Here is a 22,703-nt window from a genome sequence, read left to right as displayed (position 1 = left end):
AATATCTATTGTGCCAAAACCTTCATTATATAAGATATAATACTACCGATTGACATTAAAATTGGTTGTAGACTTCTTCCATCTCAAAACATTATGAATATTAGGATAATTAGTAAGTCCAGATTGCAGGATATTGTTTTTCTTATTGGGATATTTTTATTCTCAGCTCTGCTAATTTTGGGATTATTTCCACGGACTGATACAGAGGAAAGGATTGGCCGAGCATTTTTTCTTTATTTGATGATGATTACCCCGATTCTGGCTGCGATTTACTTTATAGTTATGTCCTTCAGGAGGAAACTCTATTCATCCTCATCATATATTGGTTCAAGTATCAGGTTAAAGATTGCCCTTGCATTTGTTTTCTTTGCATGCTTTACGTCGCTGCCAATAATATTTATCACAAATTATATCATTGATAATCAGATATCTGAGTTGATTACTGAAAAGACGATTAATGCCCTTGAAGACGCAATTAACATGTTTGATGATTCCATAAATGAGCGCTATGACAATCTTTATAGTGATTTAATATTTCTGGATTATTCGATAATGACAGGTCATTTTAATGTGAATTCCCCAAAAGGGCGGAGGGATATAGATAATATTTTTAGGGTCAAGGGATATAATTCTATTGTATATAGAGTGATTAAGAAGGATGTTTCCAATAATGATATTTATGAGGTTGATAGAAGCGGCTATAATGATACATATAAGAATGGCATAAAGAGGTTTTTTAGCGCTATTATTCCTAAACAAAAGTATGATGTTTATAAAATATCAATTGATGGAATATCTATATTATTGGGAGGATTGAATTCTGGAAATTATATTATTGCCCTGTATAAGATGATACCGGAGAAGATATTAAACAGGGTTTCTGTATATGAGGATGCTTTACATAAATATAATAGGAAGGAGTTTTCTAAGACCTATCTTCAAACCAGGATCAGGATATTCCTTCTTATTCTATCATTATTAATAATAATTGTAACAATTATTATCAGCTTTATTCTCTCAAAGAATATCACCCGTCCGGTCTTGGAACTGGCCGGAGCTGCTGGCAGTGTTGCATCGGGTGATTTTAGCATTCGTTTAAAGAGAGACTCTGATGATGAACTCGCTCTACTATTCGATTCATTTAATAAGATGGTCAAGCAGCTTGATGAGAGTAAAGAGGTGATGTATCAGACTCAGAAACTACAGGCTTGGAAGGAAGTGGCTAAAAGATTAGTACATGAGATAAAAAATCCTTTAACGCCAATAAGGCTATCAGCTGAGAGAATGCAGAGAAGATTCAAGGATAAGCATCCGGACATTGATAATATCATTATTACGGGAACTGAGACAATAACTGAAGAGGTAAATGTACTAACCAGGTTATTGAATGAATTTTCCCGATTTGCTAGACTTCCGGAGATGAATCCTGAGTTTCAAAACCTTAATCCAATATTGGAAAATAGCGTCAATTTTTTTCGAGCTCACGAAGGCATTACCTTTAAAACAGATTTCGATGACTCAATTCCTGGTATGTATCTTGATAAGGTTATGATAAGACAGGCATTGACTAATGTTTTACAGAATTCTGTTGACGCCGTAAAGGAGAGTGGAAATATTTATGTTAAGTCCGAATTAGTGAATAATGGAAATGATTCAATTGTAAGGATTAGTATTAAAGATGAAGGTATTGGTATTAGGGAGGAGGATTTTAAAAATATTTTTGAGCCAACCTTTTCAACCAAGGAAAGTGGAACAGGGCTGGGTTTAACAATTGTTGAGAAGATCGTTTTAGAGCATTATGGTAGGATATATTTCAATTCCATATTTGGTGAAGGAACTGAGTTTATTATTGATTTGCCCGTATTAAAAGAAGAGGAAGTGAATAGTGGCAAGGATATTATTAGTTGATGATGAAATAAATATTATTAAGACATTAAGCGCTATACTTCAGGATGAAGGGCATACTGTGTATTCTAGTGCTAGCGGTTATGATGCCCTTGATTTCCTTAGGAAAAATAGCGTTGATCTAGTCTTTTTGGATGTATGGCTACCGGATATTGATGGTGTTGATGTACTTCAGAGAATAAAACAAGGGGATACAAACGCAGCAGTAATTATGATTTCCGGTCATGGCTCTATTGACATTGCAGTTAAGGCTACAAAGATGGGGGCCTTCGATTTTCTTGAAAAACCTCCATCCATGGAGAGGGTTTTGACCTCTCTTAATAATGCTCTTGAACAGGTTAGACTTAGGAGGGAGAATATAAGGCTGAGAAAAGAGGCGCATCAGGAAGATGAGATGATCGGAGAGTCCAGGGGAATATTAGAGGTTAAGAGTATAATTGAGACTGCAGCTAAAACCAATGCAAGGGTTTTCATCACTGGTGAAAGCGGCACAGGAAAGGAGCTTGTGGCAAGGGCGCTATATAAAAATTCTAAGCGATCGGATAAGCCATTTATTAAAGTGAATTGCGCTGCAATACCTAATGAATTAATTGAGAGTGAACTCTTTGGTCATGAGAAGGGTTCATTTACAGGAGCAATCAATAAGAGGTTGGGGAAGTTCGATTTGGCTGATGGCGGGACGCTATTTCTGGATGAGATATGTGATATGAGCGCAGGGGCTCAAGCAAAGGTTTTGAGAGTATTGCAGGAGCAGCAATTTGAAAGGGTTGGGGGGTCTGAAACTATAACCGTTGATGTAAGGGTGATATCCGCCACGAATATAGATATTAAGAAGGCTATTGAGAATGGAAGATTTCGTGAAGACCTTTACTATCGTCTTAATGTAATCCCAATCCATGTCCCCACCCTTACAGAGAGGGGTGAGGATGTACCCCTGCTTCTAAAATATTTTATTGATAAATTTTCATGTGAGCATGGTCTTAGAACAAAGGAGATTTCAGATAAAGGGGTGAGATTTTTACAAAAACATTCATGGCCGGGCAATATCCGAGAGTTGAAGAATGTTATTGAACGCTTATGTATAATGATTCAAAAGGATAATATTGCTGAAGGGGATATTAAGAAATATGTTGATTCCTATGATTATGAGGATACCTTCTCGAGGGAGATATCATCTTTGAAGGAGGCGAGGGAAGAATTCGAAAAGGAGTTTATTATACGGGAGTTAAAAAAGAATGATAAGAATATTACCCTGACTGCTAGAAAGCTTGGAATTGAAAGGACAAACCTGCATCGAAAGATAAAACAATTTATAATAAATATGGATGAATTTTAACAATCAATGTTTGAAGAATATAGAAGCTTATCCACCTACATAAAGCGCTTAAATAAGGAAAGAAAATTAATACTACATAGATGCCCTGATGAGTTATCCTTTATTAAAAAATGGATTGAGGATAAAACCGGTTTGGAAATTCAGAATAATGATGACTTGGAGAACCTCTCATTAAGAGACATAATTCTTAAATGCACTAAATGTAATAATATCATAAATAGAATGCCGCCTTATGGAAGCGGAGAAAATGGGATTATGATCATTGAGAATCCACCAAGATTGGTAAGTAGCATTGAGAGAAAATCATTGGTAGTAGAATCAAAGGAATTACTAAGAAAGATGCTAAAGGCAATAGATGTAGATATTAATAGTTGTTATATAACATCAATAATTAAATGTGAGAGCAGCGATTCCTTTTGTACACCAAGTCTTATGTTTAGGAATTGTGATAGGATATTGAAAAGGGAAATTCTTTACTTTGATCCACAAATTATAATTGTAATGGGGGAATATGTTCCTCTAATGGATATTATAAAAGAGAATAGTAGAATATTTTGGAAGGGTATCGAACATCCAATGATTCTGTTAAGGCATACAGAATTGAAGAGGAACTCTTGGGAGATACTCAAACAGGTTCGAGCAAAACTTCAAAGAGACTCATCTATAACCAACAGATGCACTGAGATAAAGGTATAGTCATTATAATTGAGCACCTAAGGAGCAAAAACAATTACAATTTTTTTATATTTATTCACTGCCTGCCAAGGGCATATTTCAGAAGCCTTTATCAATTATTAAAACACTTGAATTTTAAAAGGATTTTTTCATGACCCTTCCCAAAAGAAATTGCCTTTTATATGAATTGTAATTATGCTAATTAATTCTTATTATATAACGATGTAAAATATGAGATCTGCTGATGTCTATGTGGGGTATCCGGTAGATGGGGTTTATACCTATAATTTACCAGACGAATTGGATGTACCTTCAGGAGTTCGGGTAAAGGTTAATTTTAATAATAGGATTACTACAGCCTTTGTCGCGAATGTCCGATCCAATGGAACAGAATATCATAAGCTTAAAGATATTATCAGCGTTATTGATGATGAACCAATATTTGATGTTAGATTAATTGATCTTTCGCAATATATTGCCTCAAATTACTTATGTACTGTAGGTGAGGTTATTTCTATGGCTTTGCCTTCAGGGGAGAGGCCCTCAAATAGATATAAGAATCCCTTGGAATACCAAGAGGGGAAGGATATTCTTCTCACAGATGAGCAGAGGACGATATACGATAATATTATCAATTCACAGGGTAAAAATAAACTCTGTCATCTGATTTATGGGATCACTGGTAGCGGAAAGACTGAAGTTTTTATTGAGATAGCTAAGTATATTAGAGGACAAAATCGATCAGTAATATATCTTGTGCCGGAGATATCCATATCATCTCAGGTCTATAAGAGGTTGTATGATGTGTTTGGCAATGATTTAATAATATACCATAGTCATCAGACTCCTAATCAGAGGTTGTATAACTGGAAGAGGTTTTACAGTGGAGAAGCAAAGATTGCCATTGGAACAAGATCGGCTGTATTTTTGCAGTGTCCTGACCTCGGACTTATTATAATAGATGAGGAACATGATCCTTCATACAAAGAACATAGTACCCCACGCTATAATGTGAGGAGGATTGCATTTTACAGGAGCAGGAATGAGAATTCTCTCCTTGTGATGGGATCAGCCACTCCCTCAATTGAATCGCTCTATTCAGCAGAGAGGGGTATTTTTAGGCTGCACAGTCTTAATGGAAGGTATGGTGCAGCCACACTGCCTAAGATTGAGATAGTCAGGATCGATCCACCGAGGGAAGGTGATATGTTATCCTCAATATTGAAACTGTATAGTAAGAGGGCAATTGAAGAAGGGAATCAAGTTCTATATTTCCTTAATAAAAGGGGATTCTCACCTATAGTTTTGTGTGAATCCTGTGGATCTATTCTTGAATGCCCACAGTGCAGCATAAGCCTGAATTATCACAATAATGGTTATATGCTCTGCCACTATTGTGGTTACAGACGAAGGTTGCCGGAGAAATGTCTGGAATGTGATTCAGGAAGTATGATCAAGCTTGGCGCAGGCACTCAGAGGGTTGAGAATGCCATCAGGGAGACTTTCAGCAATGCAAGGATATTCAGGTTAGATCAAGATACCTCGAGGAAAAAAAATTTTGGATTTAAACTTATTGATCAGATGGAGAAGGGGGAGATTGACATCCTTCTCGGAACACAAATGATCGCAAAGGGATTTGACTTTCAGAATGTATCGCTTGTAGGGGTTGTAATGGCGGATATTGGACTTAATCTGCCTGATTTTAGGGCTGCGGAGAGGATTTTTTCTCTTCTAATACAGATAGCTGGGAGATGTGGCAGGGGGCAAACCCCTGGAAACGTGATTGTTCAGACTTTAGATGATACTCATTATATATTCAGCTTCCTGAAGAATCATGATTACATGAGTTTTTATAAACATGAGTTATCTTTGAGAAGGATGTTGGATTATCCCCCCTTTTCAAGGATTGTAAGGCTTCTTGTGAGAGGGAGGAAGGAAAATAGGGTTATGGACTCCATTAACAGGTTAAGGGATGTTATTAAACAACAAATCAGTGAGGGCAATAAGGCTGTTATTCTTCTTGGCCCATCGCAGGCTCCACTGTCAAAGATTGCCAATAATTATAGATATCACCTGATTTTAAAATCGAAAGACATAAATGAATTAAAGAGAATTGTAATATCGACAAGGGATTGTATTATTAGTAGGGATGTTTATCTGGAGATTGACATTGATCCATATGATATGTTATGATTTAGGTTTTCAAAGAGGAGTGTTCGAAAGCGATGGTGTAATAACTAATATTGTAAAAGGTTGAATAGAAAAGATTTGGATATGATGAATAGAAATATACTGAAATTACGAAAATATAACAGGCTATCTATTAGCCCGAGACCCTATGATGAATGTGGAGTCTTTGGCGTCTATGGACACCAGAAGTCATCTAATCTCGCCTATCTGGGATTGTATTCACTTCAGCACCGGGGGCAGGAATCGGCTGGTATAGCATCATGTGATGGGGATCATATATATAGGTATGCTGGAATGGGGAAGGTTATCGAGGTATTTGAAGAGGAGCATATCAATAAACTCCAGGGATATATGGCTATTGGACATAATAGATATTCCACAACTGGATCACCCTTTTTGAGAAATGCGCAACCCTTTAGGACTGATTCAATTCTTGGACCAATTGTATTATCTCATAATGGGAATATTGTAAATGCTGGGGAGCTTCGTTTCGATCTGGAGAGGGATGGCGCTATATTCCAGACATCAATTGATACTGAGGTTATCGTTCATCTTATGGCAAGATCTGGGATAAGTGATTTTTTGGAAGCATTGATTTACTCTCTAAGAAGGCTTCGGGGAGCTTATTCCCTTCTTATTATGAATAAGAGTAATATCTATGCAGTTAGAGATCCCTATGGATTCCGTCCTCTTGTATTGGGAAGACTTAAGGAATCCTATGTATTAGCATCTGAGACCTGTGCTTTTGATATAATTGATGCTGAATATTTGAGAGAGATAAAGCCTGGAGAGTTGCTTGAAATATCAAAATATGGAATAAGATCATATTTTCCATTTCAGGAGGAGAAGCAATCACTCTGCATCTTCGAGTATATATATTTCTCTAGGCCTGATAGCATTATCTTTGGTAATTCTGTACATGAGATGAGAATAGCCATGGGAAGAATGCTTGCAAAGCAATCACCGATAGAGGCTGATATCATTGTCCCTATTCCGGACTCTTCTATCTCAGCAGCGCTGGGCTATTCTCGGGAATCAGGTATTCCCTATGAGATTGGAATGATAAGAAGTCATTATATTGGTAGAACATTTATTGAACCTTCTCAAAGAATCAGGGATTTTGGCGCTAAAATAAAGTATAATGTTATTCGGTCTGCTGTTATGAATAAAAGGATAGTAGTGGTTGATGATTCAATAATGAGGGGCACAACGATGAGAAAGATCATCAAGATGTTTAGAAGGGCTGGCGCCAAAGAGATTCATATCAGGATATCTGCGCCGCCCACAAAATTCCCATGCTTCTATGGAATAGATATTCCAACTCATAGTGAACTTATTGCTTCATCACACACCATAGAGGAAATAAGAAAATATCTAAGGGTGGAATCAATAGAATACCTTTCAATTAAGTCAATGTTAAGCGCTGTAGATAAACCTGAAATGCAATTTTGTACCGCATGTTTTGATGGAGATTATCCAGTAGAATTTGTGCAATCTCAGGATAATCAAAAATATTTATTTGAGGATGTTGCGATGAGCGAATATTATTAAAAGTACTTGACATATATGATGATTGGATGTCCTTAAGTGGAACAAAGGTCCTTAGCCTAACTGGTAAGGCACCGGTCTCCAAAACCGGGGATTGCGGGTTCGAGTCCTGCAGGACCTGAATATTAGCTTAATTGTAGATATATAGTGGTTTAATTGATTTTAATTAAGGAATAAATTATATATTTTGCTTAATTTGGCACGGAAAATAAAATTGTAGTAACCTTGTGCCCTTGAATTTCAAATAAATGGTGTATATTGAAACAATATTGTGAATATAATTAAAGTTTAAGGTAATTGATTCTGTTATTTGAAATAATATGGAGAATATCAGCTTTGCCAATACAATTTAGGACCTATTATGGCAAAAGAATCTGAGAAGCAATTTGATAAAAGGAAGGGAAAAGAGGATCCTAAGGTAGATGAAGAAATCATCAAGGATCAGATAAAAGAATGCGAATCTGATGAAGAAGTTAAAGACAAAGAAATGATTTCGAAGACTACTAAAAAAAGATCTAAGAAGAAAAAGATCGATGATTATAAGGATTCTTCAATTTCCTGGTATCTGGAACAAATTAATAAAATCCCCCTTCTTCCAAGAGACCAGGAAGAAAGGCTTGCCAGAGAGAGTATTGATGGTAATGAAAAATCTAAAGAGTGTTTGATAAAGGCGAACTTAAGATTTGTTGTGACAATAGCAAAGAAGTATCAAACAAGCGGTATATCTCTACTCGATCTAATCAATGAGGGTAATATGGGGCTTATTAGAGCTGCCGATAAATTTGATCCAGATAAGGGCTTTCATTTTATTTCCTATGCAATATGGTGGATTCGACAGGCAATTTTACTTGCAATATCTCAGAAGACCTCACTAATTAGACTCCCCCTAAATAGAACTGCAGATATACAGAGGATTGAGAAGGTTAGAAGAAAGTTAGAGAATCATCTTGGAAGGGAACCCAATCCCTCTGAGATAGCTGAAGGACTAAACCTGGATGATGAAGAGGTGAATCGCCTGAGGAGTATTACTCAGGATTTCATTTCACTTGACTCAACTTATGGAGATTCAGAGGATACAACCTATGTGGGTATGATCGAGGACTCAAGAATCGAATCACCTGACAAAAAGGTATTTGACGAGTCTTTAAAGGAAGCCTTAGAGTCAGTGCTAAATACCCTATCCTCCTCAGAAAAAGAAATATTAAAAATGAGATTCGGGCTCGATGGTTATACCCCCATGTCTCTTCAGGAGATTGGAGACAAATTTCATCTCACCAAAGAGAGAATCAGGCAGATTGAGAAAAAGGCGATCAGACAATTGAGACATCCATCCAGAAGTCAGAAATTAAAAAGTTTTCTTAGAGAATAAGGGATGAAATATCTCTTAGTGGGATTTTTCATTGGTTTCATATTATGCCTTCTCCCATTATGGCAACTGAAAGTGGGCATAGAGATTTATCCCCAATGGCATGGCAGGATTGATGCAATAGAAAATATCCAGAGATCTAATTCCCCTAAATTCATCAATAACAAAATACCTCCAATTAAAACCAATAAAGAATTTTTTGTCCTATCCGGAACAGGTGAGTTGATAACAAGGCATAATAATAACGGCAGGCTTATATCTGTTAGTGGGGATGGTGAATACTTTGTACAATATGAGAAGGTGGGAAATAGAATTGAGTTTTTAAATACTCATTGCGAAAGGTTCTGGAAGATCGCTTCTCGAGAATATCCCTACGTATCCTATAATGGAAAATTTATTCTTTTAATGAATGGTGATCATAGCCGTATTAGAATTGTAGATTATAATGGAAAAGAGATGGGTGTTCGAAGAATTACTGGTAGGGTCTGTACAATAATAGCCTTTTCAAAATATACCGACTTTGCATGTATAGGATTTCTGGACGGAAGCTACTATCTTATCAATTCAGAAGGATTTATAATAAATGAGGAGGTTGTGCCCGGCAATTCGATAGTTAAGGGTATGGCTGTGAACAGCTATGGCAATCTACTTGTAATTCATTATGGGAATAATAAAGGAGATTTTATAAGATTAGTTAATATAATAAAAAATGAGATATATACAATCTCCTTACAACATGTTCATCTCACGAAGACAGGGATCAATATATCGGATGAGGGGGGAGTCACAGTAATTGATTATAACAGAATATTATTACTTGGGGCGGATGGTATAATCTTGAATACTATTAACATCCCGAATAAGAGGGATGGCATGTCAAACATTGATTGCTCTAATGGCATATGCGTGACAGGTTATACAGGTGAAGATGGGGTGGCTCAATTATTGATATTTCGTAGTGATGGCATCCTGTTATTTTCGCAGGTGTATGCAGGTGAGTCATTTGTGGAAGCCTGTGTTGATGATTCGATTATATTTTTAAGAGGTTCTCAAGGCTTATTCTGTTATAGTTATAGTTGTCAATACACTCAATAATTTTTTTAATTGTATCTGCAAATACATCATTTTGTCTCCTCAGGGCTCCCTGCAGGAGGATTGCACATTTCTTTTTTGCAACCTCTATTGCTCTGTCCTGATACTCAGGATTAATCTCATTTCCGTGATGGATTAAGAGTTTGATAATAGAATATACCCTGAATCTGTCCATCCCCCAATATTTTTTTGAAAGCTGCGACTCATGCCCTCCGTATTTAATTACGAGTTTTTTATCTATTAATCCTACCCTCTCCTTCAGCGTTATTCTAAGCCAGAGATCGTAATCTTCGCAAACTGGAAGATTCTCATCAAATAAGCCATATCGCTCAAATAGCTCTCTCGTCATTGCCACACATGAGGGACTGATAAGGCATAACTCCAATGAGTCAAGAAATATATCTCCCTCCCTCTTCCTGTGCTTTTTCATGGGATTTACTCTCACCCCATCCCTTATCCATATTTCATCAGTCTGATTTATTAAAAAATCTGGATTGTTGAGAATATACATATATTGATTTTCTAATTTTCTGGGATACCATAGGTCATCAGAATCATGAAATGATATATATGGAGAGTTTGAATTGGCTATGCCTACATTTCTGGCCTTGCTGACACCATAATTTTTCTGTTTAATATAAACAAGTTGATCTCTGTATTCATCTTCAATTTGATGTGTCTCATCAGTTGATCCATCATCCACAACAATTAATTCGAAATCCCGGAAGGTCTGGTGTATTAACAGGAAATCGATCGCTTTTTTCAGAGATTCGTATCTGTTGTATGTTGGTATTATTACAGAAAAGAATGGCATCTCCTATAATCCTATCCCATATTTTAAATGCAATGAGGATAAAACAGAAATGTCAATTCAGAAATATTGATATCAGTGGCATATTTTCAATTAATTATTATAAAGATAAAGCCTTTATTGATAAATTATTTCATTTGCCCTATGTCCCTAATAAATAGGATATGAAAATCAGCCGTTTATATAAAGTCTATCACCTCACTAATAGGAATAATTGAGGATTGGCACTGTCTTAGAGCCAGAAAGAGTTATATGATTATAATTAGAAGTTGATTAGGGTGAGTGCTGCAATTATTTCTTCCCCTTGAAAAGAAATTTAACTGGATGTTTTTTCAACTCTTCTGATATCTCATTCATTGTTTTAGCTGTTGCTCTAAAGGAGGAGAGGATCGAGATAATATCCTTCTGTGAGATTAGAAGGATCTGGTTTATGGTGGATACACTGGTTGATAGATTGCTGATTAGCGATCTCAGATTACCCCTGCTTTCAATAGATATGCCTTTTATTACATCAGCTGTTTCTGATAGCGTTGTCAGCAATACATGTACATCATGCAATATAACTTCTAAATTAACATATTCAATCCCTTCAACTACAGAGCCGTCCTTTAAGGGATTACCCTTTCTTTCTGGATTTCTTATCTCAATAACAGGCTCACCGATGATATTTTGGTTCTGAATGATAGCAGAGCAATCTTCAAATAATTCAATATTGTCCTTAATCCTCATTAGGGCCAGGAAGTGTAATGAAGGTTTATATACCGGTTTAATATCAACAACCCTGCCGATAGTGTATCCCTTTATCTTTACTTGAGTACCCTCTTTAATGGAGGTAATGTTATCTATCTTCAAATAGACATCGATAGTATCGCTTGCCAGTGAATATCCAAGTTTTAGCATAATAAAAAGAAGAAGTATGATGATTGGAAGGAGTATAAAGATACCAACCCTAGATTCATTTTTTTCAAGTTTCATCTCTGAGATTCCCTTGATTTCCAGTAATAATCTAAAATATACTTATACACTTTATGTTGAATAGACATTAGTATATTCAATTTATATATTATAGTCTGTGAATATTATAGATATCTATAAAATATTCATGGGCCCTTCACATGATGCTTGGAGATATTGCGACAAGTATCGGTTTTCAGCTATTCTAAACTCATTTTTTGACCCAGCAAACACTATTCTACCATCATAGAACATTATAAAGGTATGTGAAAGGTCTATAAAGTATTGCGGTTCATATGTAATAAAGATTACAGATTTTTTCAAGCAGGTGGAGTATCTTTTCAAGCTGTTAATAAATGTCTGTGAGTTTATAAGGCATTGTCCTTCAAAAGGATGCTCAATCAGGAGAAGATCAGGATCTAATGCTATTGATCTTGCATAGGCTATCTTCAGGGCTTCTGAATTTGAGAGATCAATAGGCCTTAAACCTCTGCAATGATCGAGATTCATCTCTTTGATATATTTTTCGACTATGTCATTTATCTCCAAATTTGACAATTGAGAATGATATTTTAGTGGCAGGGAGATATTGGCCTCCATTGACATATTGTTTATCAATCCATATCCCCTTTGAAGATAGCCTAATTTTTTTTTATATATATGTTTCTCTATATAATCAAAAGTTTTAATCGACTTGTCCTCGTAATATATATCTCCTTCAAATTTTTCAACAATCCCAGCTATAAGTGGGCAGATGAGTTCAATACCTGAATCCTCAGGCCCAAAAATTACTACAAATTCACCCCTTTTTATTGAAAAGGAAATATCATATAAAGATCCCCTTCTATCCGATTCATATGATACTCCTTCGATTTTCAGTATGTCAACCTCTTCCATTATTAGCCTATTTGTATACTAATGATACAATAATGATATGTATACTAAATTTATCCAATGACTATTAGTCATCATCCATTAATCACTGTTTCAGTGAAGAATGTAAGAGAAAAATTATTTTATATGTAATATATCTAATAATAGAACAATGCAGATATAAAAGCATTTATAATAACAATAATAACCAGCGTTCTCACAACCGCTTTTCTAACAACGATTGGGATCTCGAAATTGGACCTTGGCATAAATCCATAATAACAGCATATGATAGGAATAAGTATACCATAAATTATACTCTTCGTTATTGTTATTGTCAAATCCTCAAAACTGAATGAGCTGAGTAATGTCTCGATGAAAGAGCTTAAGGGAATAAATACAGAGGTGAGAGAGATTAGATATCCGCCGAAAAAGGCTACTATGTCAAAGATAATAATGAGTGAAAAGAACGCTAAAATAGATGCAATGATTCTGGGAAAAACAATATAGAGTTTTGTATCAATTCCCATTAACTCTAGGGATAATATCGCCTTGTCCTGTTTTTGGGTTGCTATCTCTGCAGCGATGGCTGAGCCGGACCTGCTGATCACAATGATAGCGGTTGTAAGTGGTCCAACTTCCCGTGCAATAATAATTACAAGAAGATTGCCGATAAATTCTTCAATCCCGAATTTCGGAAAATTTTTTGTTGCCTGGATTATAACCGTCCCTCCAATAAGCAGTGCGATGGATACTATGATCGGCAATGCGTCTATTCCAGTGTATTTTGTCTGATCAATGGCAATAGAATAAATAGACCGAAATCGAAGGTGTTTAATTGACTTGAAGGATATTAATATTGAGATTAGAAAGGAACAAAATTTTTTTTGCCCTTGATATAGAGATATTATTTTTTTTATAATGACTGACATATATCAGACTTGTTACAGTAAAGAACTAAAAAATGATCCCTCCCTAGGCTTTCCTCTTCACATCGGAATAGGATTTTAGTGAAGATTGGGGTGAATTAAAATGCATTAAATATCTCCCGCGACTAAAGGTCGGAGGGGATAGCTATAGTCATTCCCTACAAGTTGAGTATACAGATATTTTTTGGTTGATTTTTTCACTAATAAATTGCCAATTGGGACAATCTTAACTTAATTTGGTTCTCTGATCAAAAAGGAAACTGTGATTAACAGGACATAGCATATACGAATAGTCTATTAGAAGATGAGTGTTTGGATAAGCCTCCCACTCTATAAATTCGTTATAAATGAAATATTATTTGTTGAGTTAATTTTGTTTAATACCTATACACTATTACTATAGTGTACTTTTTATTCAAATGTCAATTAGAAAAAAAAATATACTATTATCAATCATCATCCTAATCCCGGTTATAGTATTATTAAATATATATTTTATTGGGATAGGTTTTTATTATGATTCCATAACGAACTTTCTGGTAAATGTGTATGAATCGGTCATTCCCAAAGAGCCAAATTATAAGATAATAGATCCGGCCTATTGCAAAAGATATAAGAAGACATTTGCTAATCTTCCAGAGGGTTTCATCCATTCAGGACATATGTTATTCTACAAGGCGATGAAGAGGATAAGGATTAGGGAGATTGCAGAAAAGGCTATAGCCTACACACACTTTTACAAAATATATCAACTGAAGATGGCGATCAAAGAATATAATAGTATTGGCAGGAATACTATTCAAAGGGATACTGTACTCTATATACCTTCCTCTCTGCCTACATTTCTGCTTGACTATAAGAAGAGAAAGAAACCGGAAATAAAATATGTCAGAGGACTGTATTTTACAGGTTATTCAATTGGCAGCGAAAATATAGTACAGACTATTAAGAGACTCAAGGAGGTAGGGATAAATGCTATTGTATTTGATGCTAAGGATGTAGTTGGTGTTGTAAATTATTATAGTAGGGTGTCAGATGTCCAACAATATAGAACACACGATAAGAGAAGTATTGATGATATTGATAAGCTGATCAGGATTTTAAGGGAGAATAATATATATATTATTGTAAGGATTTCAGTTTTTAGGGATCATTTGATTTGCAGAAGGAATCCAAATTTTGCTATTAGGTCAAGGAGTACAGGCGGAATTTGGAACTACGGATCAAAGGAATTGTGGTGTGACCCATCAAATAAAATGGTTCAAGATTATAACATCGCCTTAGCAATAGAGCTTGCAGATAAGGGAGTTGATGAGATACAATTTGATTATATCAGATTTCCGACTGTGGGCAACATCAGGGATGCTGACTTTAAATACCACTTTGGCAGAATGTCTAATGAGGAAACCATCGCTCATTTCCTTAAAAGGGCTTATAATGAAATCTCGCCTAGAAATACACTTTTATCAATTGATATCTTTGGAGTTGTAGCTTGGGGGAAGAAGGTGGACATTCGAAATACTGGACAGAAGGTTGAAATTCTCTCACAGTATTGCGATATTTTATCTCCTATGCTTTATCCCTCCCATTTTGAGGATCATTTTGAAGGATTTGAAAAACCTGGAGACCACCCATACTATTTCATTTATAATGGATGCAGGAAGGTAACTGCTTTATCAGGTGGGAAGGCTGTTCGTCCTTGGTTGCAGGCATTCAAATGGAGAACCACTTTATACAATAAGTATTATATATTAGAGGAAATATTGGCATGTAGGGATGCTGGAGCTGTAGGGTATATGTTCTGGAATTCAAGAAATAATTATGATACCGTATATCAAGCCTTATCTCATATGGCATACAGCAAGCTGGATCGCTGAATATCTGAGCAATTAAATGATTTTGAGGTTCATCCTGAAATCTTTCAAGCAGATGAATCTTTATCAATGTTACAAAAGAGGATAGTGATTTGATAGTAAGAGAAAAGGATTTTATGAGAGAATATATAAAGGTCTGGGAGGAGGGGGCATTGAGGGATGCTCATTTTATTACTCTGGGTGTTGAAGTGCTGTTAAGAGATTTCTATGGAGATCTTTTGGATGCGCCACCCCCATTTCCAATAAATAAGGGAGATATAGTGTTGGATTTGGGGTGTGGTTGGGGGAGGGTGTTGAAGCCGGTTATGGATGCTGGTATTGATTGCATTGGATTGGATATTTCTCAGAATATGCTTGAACTTTCAGCGAGACACCTGAGTAACAATGGCCATTCCCCCATATTAATCAGGGGAGATGGCACCACTTTGCCCTTTCGCAATAATAGTTTTGATATGATTTATTCACTCTTGGTGTTACAACATCTTTCAAAAGAAAATGGTTTAGAGGTCCTTAAAGAGGTTGAGAGGATTCTCAAATCCGGAGGTGTTGCCAATATTCGAGTTCCTGGTAGATTTGCGCCTGAAAACTTGCTCTTTGGCCTTCTCCAATTCATCAGTATTCATCTCTTCAGGGTCAAGGACCCGATAAGGATGAGGTTTTATAGAATAGGAGAGATTGAAAAAATATGCAGGGGATTATTTAAAGAATTTGAGATAACTGCTCATGAGTTCCGACTTCCATGGAACTTCCATACAAAATGGACATGGCAATATATAATTATTCCAAAGAGATTTCACAGGGCATTAAAAAGGTTTTCCGATAGACTAGAATATTTAGCAAATCAAAGATTTCCCTTTTTAAGGCATTTCGGTGTGGTATTGATGATAAGAGTAAAAAAGTAGTAAAAGATTTTTTATTGATATAATTTAATATTATTTATTAACTGGGGTTTGGTATTCTCTTTTTTTAAAGAGTAAAATGGGTCATTTTCTACTAATTTACACTCCTTGATAGAATCAACATAGAGGGTTGTAATAGTGCTGCATTGATTATTCTCTTACACCCACCTAATCTCTGTCTCCCCTTTTATACCATCAATCTTTAGGCAATTATTCGAAAATAGATTAATAAGCCTATCCCGAATATCTTCCTTGGTGAATTTTGTATGCTTTTCAATGTAATGAATGAAATCATCAATTATTGTATTCATATCATTGCCGTTTTTACAACCGGGATATGATTCAACGAGTCTCATCTTAATTAAATCATGAGCAAATGAGAATGTTATTACACCATTAATAAATTGTATCTCAATCTCGGTCATTGGCTTTTTGTTTTTACTTTTATCAAATATTTCCGAAACTCGCTCCTCTGCAAATGAATTCATTTCTTGTCCTAATTGGTTGATCTCTTCACAAGTCAAGTATTTGGTTGCTGCAATAGCCTGATTCGCGTCATATTTGTCCCAGTCATCTGTCATTATTGTCATCTCGTACTCATCATGTTTGTCTCTGACTTCAGTCCCAGGGAATGGGGAGAGTATATGGAAGCCATGATTAAGATTTAAATTTCTGGCGAAATCATGAGATTTTTTTGCAGTTTCTCGACTTTCTCCAGGAAGGCCTAAAATATATGAACTCATTGGGCCTATCCCGACCTTTTCACATAGATCAATTGCATTCTGAATTTGATCAATAGTGGTTTTTTTCTTGATTGTATTTAAAATATTCTGGTCTCCACTCTCTATCCCAAAACAGAGCATAGTGCACCCTGCTTCCTTCATCTTTTCTAAGAGTTCCTCAGTAATTGTATTAACTCGAGAAAATGCGGTCCATTTATGAGATATGCCTCTCTTAATGATGCCATTACAGATATCCATGCATCTACTTTTTTTTGAGGTAAAGAGATCATCAACAAGGTTTATTTGCTTAAATCCCATAGAAGCCAATATCTCAAATTCATCTACAACTCTGTCAACATCAAACATCCTCATCTTCTTGCCCATCATCTTTCTGCCAACACAGAAGATGCATTCATAGGGGCAACCTCTAGAGGTTGTCATATTTATTGGAAAACCTAAGGCTCGATATTTGCTTAATGGAGCAAGATGACGGGCTGGAAATGGTAAAATGTTGATATCATCAATAAAGCTTCTGGGTTCGTTATGAATAATCGATTCATTATCACAATAGCTTATCCCTTTTACCTTATTTTTTAATGAAGAGCTTGAACCAAGGCTATCAAGAAGTTCAATTGTGGTTAACTCGCCTTCACCCCTGACAATATAATCTAAAAAGCTATGATTATTAAGTATATTATCTGCGTCAAAGGTAACGTGAGGGCCACCTATCAATGTTACAATATTAGGATCTAATTCCTTATATATCTTCAGGACTTTTAGGGAGGTATTGATGTTCATGGTGACGCCGGTTGCTCCAACAACTTCTGGTTTATATTCATCAATTACACCCTGGATTTGTTCTCTGTTGCATGGAGTAACAATATAGTCCTCAATCCTGACTTCCACTCCTTTCTCAAGGAGATATGCCGCTAGTGACATCAAACCAAAGGGTGGTGTTGGTGATTCTTCAAAAGGGTATTCCGGATTTACTAGAAGCACTTTCATTTAAGTTCTCCTTTATATTATTATCAAAAATAGATGTGGCGAGGTAAATTATGCATCTATATATTTATTATAAATTTTGGATATAATGATCTAATATATTTTTGTGTCAATAAAAATATCGATTTTATTAATAAGCATAAATAGTAGTAGTTAATTTAAAATGAAATGTTCTAATCTATGTTATTCCTAGGGAGGGGGGAGTCTCTAATGAATATATTTCTTTCAATATAGAGATTCCGGTATTCCACTTCGTATCAACCGGAATGACATGTACAAAATAGTGTAACCTACCCATTTAATTTTCTTCCGTATAAATATCCATCCCCAAAGCAATAGTATGGTGAGATTATTTGTTAAAATCCTCCACAAGGAGTTAAGAGCCTTGTTTTTAGTGCTGATTATAGAATATTTTCGGTATAATTAACTATTAAAGTCAATTCATTCAGCCTATGATATAAAATACTAATTGTATGAGTAATGAAATACATCAAGTCTATTTTATGTATGGAATAGGTAATGAATAAATATTTCGAATTAGTAAATTATATCTTTTGTCAATTCGGTCGAAGTGCGGGAATCTTCTGGTATTTCAGCATGGTTTCATCAGTTTTAGGATAAAGGGAATCACAAAATTGAATAACTAACCTTACTCCCGCACCCCTTCACTTCGGCTTATCAATTCACGCGTTTATTCCAGTGGGAATATTATGGTTGACTTATTTGAAGTCTTCTATTGTTTATTTCTATTGTTGTTTATCAGAATAATTGTAATAAATATATACTAAGGGGAATATAGTGAGGAACCAATGAAAGATGGATTTAACTTTTTTTGGGGGATTACCTCTTTTCTTATAATATTTTATTCAATATCACTCGCAGGTAACGATTGGGAATTAGCAAAAAGTAAGGATGGGATTAATGTGTATACCAAGGATGTTGATGGAAGCAATATCAAGGAATGTTTAGCTATTGCATATATTGATGCACCTGTTGAGGTTGTGGCAGAGGTTCTAATTGATATACCTGCCTATATTTATTGGATGCCTAAATGTAAAGATTCTGGATACGACCATAAGGATGATGATTATAATCTTGTTTTTTATACCATCACAAATTTACCATGGCCTGTTTCAGACAGGCTTGCTGTGTTTGAAGTTAAAAGTGCGATTGATTTTGATAATGGAACATATATTCATTATTTTAATCCCACAAATGAGAGTAAGGTAACCTTTAAAAAAAAATATGTGAGAATGGAACTATTGGGGCATTGGGATTATAAAAGGGTTGATCCAAACAGGACATTCTTTTCTTATCAATCAAAGGTAAATATTAGGGGGCATCTGCCTGCTACAATCATAAACTTGTTTTTCAAAAATTCTTTAATTGATATGATGAAAGGAATGCAAAGAATGGTTAGAAAGGAAAAGTATATTAAAATGGCAAAGGATAGATTCTCCGCACAAAAGACAAGCGCTTATGAGCAACAAGAATTCAATTAAATTAATGAGCTTTATCGGCATGGCAATTAAATCAAGCTGGTGTATCTTTATCTTTAGATAAGCAGTTCCTTTCAATTTACATGTCATTTCAATTATTACTTGTGACTTCTTCTGATAAAAACAGCTATTATAATGAAAAATGAATTTATAGAAGCTCATAAACGATATTATCTTATTGTATTTAGATACTGTTTGACAGATGCCATTGTCCAGGTTCTATGAAAGCAGAAGTCTCATCTTGATTCTATTCTATAAAGACTAATGCATTTGAAGGGGTGACTATGTGAGCAACTTTCTTTACCAATCACTTATATAGCAGTTACCTGTTTATTTATTAGTTTGTTATTACTCAACTTGGCTGATGGAGGGAAAAGACAAATAGAGGTAAAACTACCGATGAAAAAAGTATCCAACCAAAATTTCATAGGAGTTATTACCTTTATGGTTATGGTCAAAATCGTCCGTTTCCATTCCAGTCTGGAGATTTTTTTTCGCTCTTTGAAAACTGAATTTTGTTTTGATCATTTCAAGTATTTTCGGATATTATTGCTTCTCATTGCAATATCCCAGGATAATAAAAATATTACATCACTTTGTAATTATCTTGACAATAGTAATTTCAGCCACCTAACGCGGTTTAGTAATTGTGTGAATGTTGCACGATGGAATCCGAAGGCAGTGTTAGCGCATAAAGCATATGATTTACTCAGATCCCTCAAACTCACTAAAAAGGACACGATATATTTAACACTTGATGACTCGAAAAAATGGAAACGAGGTAAAAAGATGGATACCCTTGACTGGGTCTACGGTCCGCTAATCAAGAAATCAACATGGAGTCATCAGTATGTCAAAGCTACATTACGAGTCAGAGATATTACTATTCCATTTGATATCAGATTATAAGTAAAAGATAAAGACTGTGAAGAACTCAGCATTGCATTTAAAAATTAACAGAACCTGCGGCTGACTTAATTCAATCATTTACACTGCCAGAAGGAATTCCGGTTATAGTTTTTTTTGATATTTTCTAACTGAGTCCCACTGTAGTAAAAGCATGCCGTAAGAAAGATTTTCCTTTCGTATCAGTCTTAAAATCCAACAGGAATACCAAAAGAGAGGAAAAAAGTTGAGATCAGGTTTTTATGGTTCATATTGTTACAAGACAAGAAAAAAATTAATAATGAAGATTCCCAAAGAAAACAGAGTCGCGGTTTTTTAAATATGTTGATACAGGTTGGCTTGAGCTGAGCAGATTGGGAACTGTTCACATAATTTATTCCAAAAAAAATTTGAGAAAACTATACTCTGTTGAGTGACTGATCATCCGGAATTGAAAGCATCGGATATAATCAAATCATATGATGCACGCTGGAATATAGAAATATTTTTTAAAGATGCTAAACAGCTTTTGGGGTTCAGGTGTTATCAAAATCGTTCATATAAGGCTGTAGTTACACACCTGCATCTTGTTTGTTTTGCCTATGCCCTACTGACCCACATCGCAATAAACATGATATGTGAAAAAGTAATAAGAAATAAGGCTGATACATCAAGTAGGGATCTTCAGAATATTTTGCGACGCATTGTATGGAATGATACAACAAAATATTTTAAAAAGTTGCCAAATCAAATTTTAGTTTTAAAAGAAACTGGGTTTGCCCCGTTTTTCTGGACACATTGCTAAGCTATATTTTTAAGCTGCAATTCTTCATACTTTGCAGGACTCATATGGTCAAAATAAGAATGGATCATCTGTCTATTATAAAAAGAACTCAATATATTCAAAAATAAATTCTTGTGCCTCTTTTCTGGTCTTATAATTTCTTTTATAGACTTCCTCCATCTTTAATGTTGAGAAGAAACTTTCAGCACATGCATTATCCCAGCAATCTCCCTTTCTACTCATGCTCTGAACCATTTTATATGTTTTCGATTTTTCTCTAAATGATTCAGATGCATACTGAATTTCTCTATTTGAATGAAAAATCAATCAAGGATTCGGTTTCCTATGAGTAACAGCTATAGTCAGTGCATCTATAGCAAGATCAGCTCTAATATGAGATGCCATTGACCGGCCTACAATCATTCTATAAAACAAATCAAGAATTATACAGAGATAGAGCCAGCCTTCACTTGTAGATATATAACTTATATCGCTTACCCAACAAACATTAGCTGCATCAACTGTGAAATTACGATTAATAAGATTCGGAGATACTGAATAATTATGGGACGAATACTTGGTAATCTTATATTTACATTTCTTTCGGGCTACTATATTGTTCTTCCGCATAATTCTCACTATTCGTCCCCTTGATCAGGAATATTTTGTGCCTTTCAGATTTCTATATATTCTCGGACTCCCATATTTACAACGATTTGATTTAAATATACTTCTAATCTCTTTCAATAATTTTATATCCCAAAGCTCATGATTGCTATATTTTGATTTTAACCAGCCATAATAGCTGCTTCGAGAGACTTGTAATACTTCGGCCATTTTCTTAACTGGAAAAATATTGCTATTATTTTTCTTGTATTGATATTTCATTTCCCGGGTGTTTAGAAAATGGCCGAGGCTTTTTTTAGTATTTCACGCTCCATCGTAAGATTTGCATTCTCTTTCCTTAATCGGGTTAACTCCTCATCTATAGGATTACCCTGACCTGAAAGTGGTAATTTGTTCTCTTCATCAAATTCCCTTTTCCATCTTGATAATAAATCACTCTTTATACCTAATTCTTGTGATATTTCTACTGCAGTCTTCCCGCTTCTCTTTAGTAATTCAACTGCGTCAATTTTAAATTATCTGTCGTAGTTTCTTCTTGAAATCATTACATACTCCTTGAAACTTATTATCGGTAATATGCTTAACTAAGTGTCCTGAAAAGGGGAGCAACTGCATTATTATTATAGAAGACAAGCCTGACGATCAGAAGGAGGGTTTAGGGGAGGGTAATCAATATAGAGAAAATAATACTACCTGTTAATGTATAGGAATCAATCCTAAGATTAAATTGAT

18 protein-coding genes and 1 tRNA gene are annotated in these 22,703 nt (G+C 35.2%); 12 read left to right on the top strand and 7 right to left on the bottom strand.

Going from position 1 to position 22,703, the window contains the following annotated elements:
- Positions 1-123 precede the first annotated feature (123 nt).
- The 8 genes from SVZ03_17245 (at position 124) to SVZ03_17210 (ending at position 10,115) form a co-directional block, all read left to right on the top strand.
- Positions 124-1,908 (top strand): ATP-binding protein, encoded by a 1,785-nt coding sequence (locus tag SVZ03_17245; GenBank protein MDY6935950.1) that lies wholly within the window; start codon positions 124-126, stop codon positions 1,906-1,908.
- Positions 1,886-3,241 (top strand): sigma-54 dependent transcriptional regulator, encoded by a 1,356-nt coding sequence (locus tag SVZ03_17240; protein ID MDY6935949.1) that lies wholly within the window; start codon positions 1,886-1,888, stop codon positions 3,239-3,241. The genes SVZ03_17245 and SVZ03_17240 overlap by 23 nt, the downstream gene beginning before the upstream one ends.
- Positions 3,242-3,247: 6 nt before the next feature.
- Positions 3,248-3,937, top strand: coding sequence for a uracil-DNA glycosylase family protein (locus SVZ03_17235; GenBank protein ID MDY6935948.1), 690 nt, complete (start codon positions 3,248-3,250; stop codon positions 3,935-3,937).
- 210 nt (positions 3,938-4,147) lie between these two features.
- Positions 4,148-6,109, top strand: coding sequence for a primosomal protein N' (gene priA / locus SVZ03_17230; GenBank protein MDY6935947.1), 1,962 nt, complete (start codon positions 4,148-4,150; stop codon positions 6,107-6,109).
- A gap of 84 nt (positions 6,110-6,193) precedes the next feature.
- On the top strand, positions 6,194-7,657 hold the full coding sequence (purF, locus tag SVZ03_17225) for an amidophosphoribosyltransferase (GenBank protein ID MDY6935946.1): 1,464 nt from the start codon (positions 6,194-6,196) through the stop codon (positions 7,655-7,657).
- A 45-nt stretch (positions 7,658-7,702) separates the two neighbouring features.
- A tRNA-Trp gene (locus SVZ03_17220) sits at positions 7,703-7,775 on the top strand.
- A 240-nt stretch (positions 7,776-8,015) separates the two neighbouring features.
- The gene (locus SVZ03_17215; protein MDY6935945.1) at positions 8,016-9,023 is read left to right on the top strand and encodes an RNA polymerase sigma factor RpoD/SigA; all 1,008 of its coding nucleotides are present in this window, start codon (positions 8,016-8,018) and stop codon (positions 9,021-9,023) included.
- 3 nt (positions 9,024-9,026) lie between these two features.
- Positions 9,027-10,115, top strand: coding sequence for a hypothetical protein (locus tag SVZ03_17210; protein MDY6935944.1), 1,089 nt, complete (start codon positions 9,027-9,029; stop codon positions 10,113-10,115).
- Here SVZ03_17210 and SVZ03_17205 read toward each other — a convergent pair.
- The 4 genes from SVZ03_17205 to SVZ03_17190 form a co-directional block, all read right to left on the bottom strand.
- Positions 10,051-10,926 (bottom strand): glycosyltransferase family A protein, encoded by an 876-nt coding sequence (locus tag SVZ03_17205; protein ID MDY6935943.1) that lies wholly within the window; start codon positions 10,924-10,926, stop codon positions 10,051-10,053. The two genes, SVZ03_17210 and SVZ03_17205, sit on opposite strands and share 65 nt — an antisense overlap.
- Before the next feature lie 288 nt (positions 10,927-11,214).
- Positions 11,215-11,898: an MlaD family protein gene (locus SVZ03_17200; protein ID MDY6935942.1), complete on the bottom strand. Its 684-nt coding sequence runs from the start codon at positions 11,896-11,898 to the stop codon at positions 11,215-11,217.
- 114 nt (positions 11,899-12,012) lie between these two features.
- The gene (locus tag SVZ03_17195) at positions 12,013-12,774 is read right to left on the bottom strand and encodes an ATP-binding cassette domain-containing protein (GenBank protein ID MDY6935941.1); all 762 of its coding nucleotides are present in this window, start codon (positions 12,772-12,774) and stop codon (positions 12,013-12,015) included.
- Between the two features lie 134 nt (positions 12,775-12,908).
- Positions 12,909-13,682 carry an ABC transporter permease gene (locus SVZ03_17190; GenBank protein MDY6935940.1) on the bottom strand — a complete coding sequence of 258 codons (774 nt, stop codon included), beginning with the start codon at positions 13,680-13,682 and terminating at the stop codon, positions 12,909-12,911.
- A 416-nt stretch (positions 13,683-14,098) separates the two neighbouring features.
- Here SVZ03_17190 and SVZ03_17185 point away from each other — a divergent pair, with 416 nt between their 5' ends.
- Both SVZ03_17185 and SVZ03_17180 read left to right on the top strand, forming a co-directional pair.
- Entirely contained in the window at positions 14,099-15,556 is a 1,458-nt protein-coding gene (locus SVZ03_17185) for a putative glycoside hydrolase (GenBank protein MDY6935939.1), read from the top strand.
- Between the two features lie 89 nt (positions 15,557-15,645).
- Entirely contained in the window at positions 15,646-16,455 is an 810-nt protein-coding gene (locus SVZ03_17180) for a class I SAM-dependent methyltransferase (GenBank protein MDY6935938.1), read from the top strand.
- 155 nt (positions 16,456-16,610) lie between these two features.
- Here the strand turns inward: SVZ03_17180 and SVZ03_17175 are convergent, their stop codons facing one another.
- Positions 16,611-18,179, bottom strand: a complete 1,569-nt coding sequence (locus tag SVZ03_17175; protein MDY6935937.1) for a radical SAM protein — start codon at positions 18,177-18,179, stop codon at positions 16,611-16,613.
- Between the two features lie 806 nt (positions 18,180-18,985).
- Here SVZ03_17175 and SVZ03_17170 point away from each other — a divergent pair.
- Positions 18,986-19,678 (top strand): hypothetical protein, encoded by a 693-nt coding sequence (locus tag SVZ03_17170; GenBank protein ID MDY6935936.1) that lies wholly within the window; start codon positions 18,986-18,988, stop codon positions 19,676-19,678.
- Positions 19,679-20,119: 441 nt separating this feature from the next.
- Entirely contained in the window at positions 20,120-20,584 is a 465-nt protein-coding gene (locus SVZ03_17165) for a hypothetical protein (GenBank protein ID MDY6935935.1), read from the top strand.
- A gap of 856 nt (positions 20,585-21,440) precedes the next feature.
- On the opposite strand, the gene SVZ03_17160 is transcribed toward SVZ03_17165, so the two are convergent.
- Together SVZ03_17160 and SVZ03_17155 are read right to left on the bottom strand one after the other, a co-directional pair.
- Positions 21,441-21,671: an integrase core domain-containing protein gene (locus SVZ03_17160; GenBank protein ID MDY6935934.1), complete on the bottom strand. Its 231-nt coding sequence runs from the start codon at positions 21,669-21,671 to the stop codon at positions 21,441-21,443.
- Positions 21,672-21,974: a DDE-type integrase/transposase/recombinase gene (locus SVZ03_17155; protein MDY6935933.1), complete on the bottom strand. Its 303-nt coding sequence runs from the start codon at positions 21,972-21,974 to the stop codon at positions 21,672-21,674. It lies immediately after the preceding gene.
- Positions 21,975-22,703: the final 729 nt, after the last annotated feature.

Source organism: Spirochaetota bacterium (genome assembly GCA_034190085.1).
Classification (GTDB): domain Bacteria; phylum Spirochaetota; class UBA4802; order UBA4802; family JAFGDQ01; genus JAXHTS01.
Note: the sequence above shows the minus strand (reverse complement) of the source record. Positions and strands in the feature narration are given on the sequence as shown.

Excerpts from the sequence above, each read along its gene's own strand:
- SVZ03_17235 (MDY6935948.1), top strand. The coding sequence starts at position 3,248 with ATGTTTGAAGAATATAGAAGCTTATCCACCTACATAAAGCGCTTAAAT.
- priA (MDY6935947.1), top strand. The coding sequence starts at position 4,148 with ATGAGATCTGCTGATGTCTATGTGGGGTATCCGGTAGATGGGGTTTAT.
- purF (MDY6935946.1), top strand. The coding sequence starts at position 6,194 with ATGAATAGAAATATACTGAAATTACGAAAATATAACAGGCTATCTATT.
- SVZ03_17215 (MDY6935945.1), top strand. The coding sequence starts at position 8,016 with ATGGCAAAAGAATCTGAGAAGCAATTTGATAAAAGGAAGGGAAAAGAG.
- SVZ03_17210 (MDY6935944.1), top strand. The coding sequence starts at position 9,027 with ATGAAATATCTCTTAGTGGGATTTTTCATTGGTTTCATATTATGCCTT.
- SVZ03_17205 (MDY6935943.1), bottom strand. The coding sequence starts at position 10,926 with ATGCCATTCTTTTCTGTAATAATACCAACATACAACAGATACGAATCT.
- SVZ03_17200 (MDY6935942.1), bottom strand. The coding sequence starts at position 11,898 with ATGAAACTTGAAAAAAATGAATCTAGGGTTGGTATCTTTATACTCCTT.
- SVZ03_17195 (MDY6935941.1), bottom strand. The coding sequence starts at position 12,774 with ATGGAAGAGGTTGACATACTGAAAATCGAAGGAGTATCATATGAATCG.
- SVZ03_17190 (MDY6935940.1), bottom strand. The coding sequence starts at position 13,682 with ATGTCAGTCATTATAAAAAAAATAATATCTCTATATCAAGGGCAAAAA.
- SVZ03_17185 (MDY6935939.1), top strand. The coding sequence starts at position 14,099 with ATGTCAATTAGAAAAAAAAATATACTATTATCAATCATCATCCTAATC.
- SVZ03_17175 (MDY6935937.1), bottom strand. The coding sequence starts at position 18,179 with ATGAAAGTGCTTCTAGTAAATCCGGAATACCCTTTTGAAGAATCACCA.
- SVZ03_17170 (MDY6935936.1), top strand. The coding sequence starts at position 18,986 with ATGAAAGATGGATTTAACTTTTTTTGGGGGATTACCTCTTTTCTTATA.
- SVZ03_17165 (MDY6935935.1), top strand. The coding sequence starts at position 20,120 with ATGGTTATGGTCAAAATCGTCCGTTTCCATTCCAGTCTGGAGATTTTT.
- SVZ03_17155 (MDY6935933.1), bottom strand. The coding sequence starts at position 21,974 with ATGCGGAAGAACAATATAGTAGCCCGAAAGAAATGTAAATATAAGATT.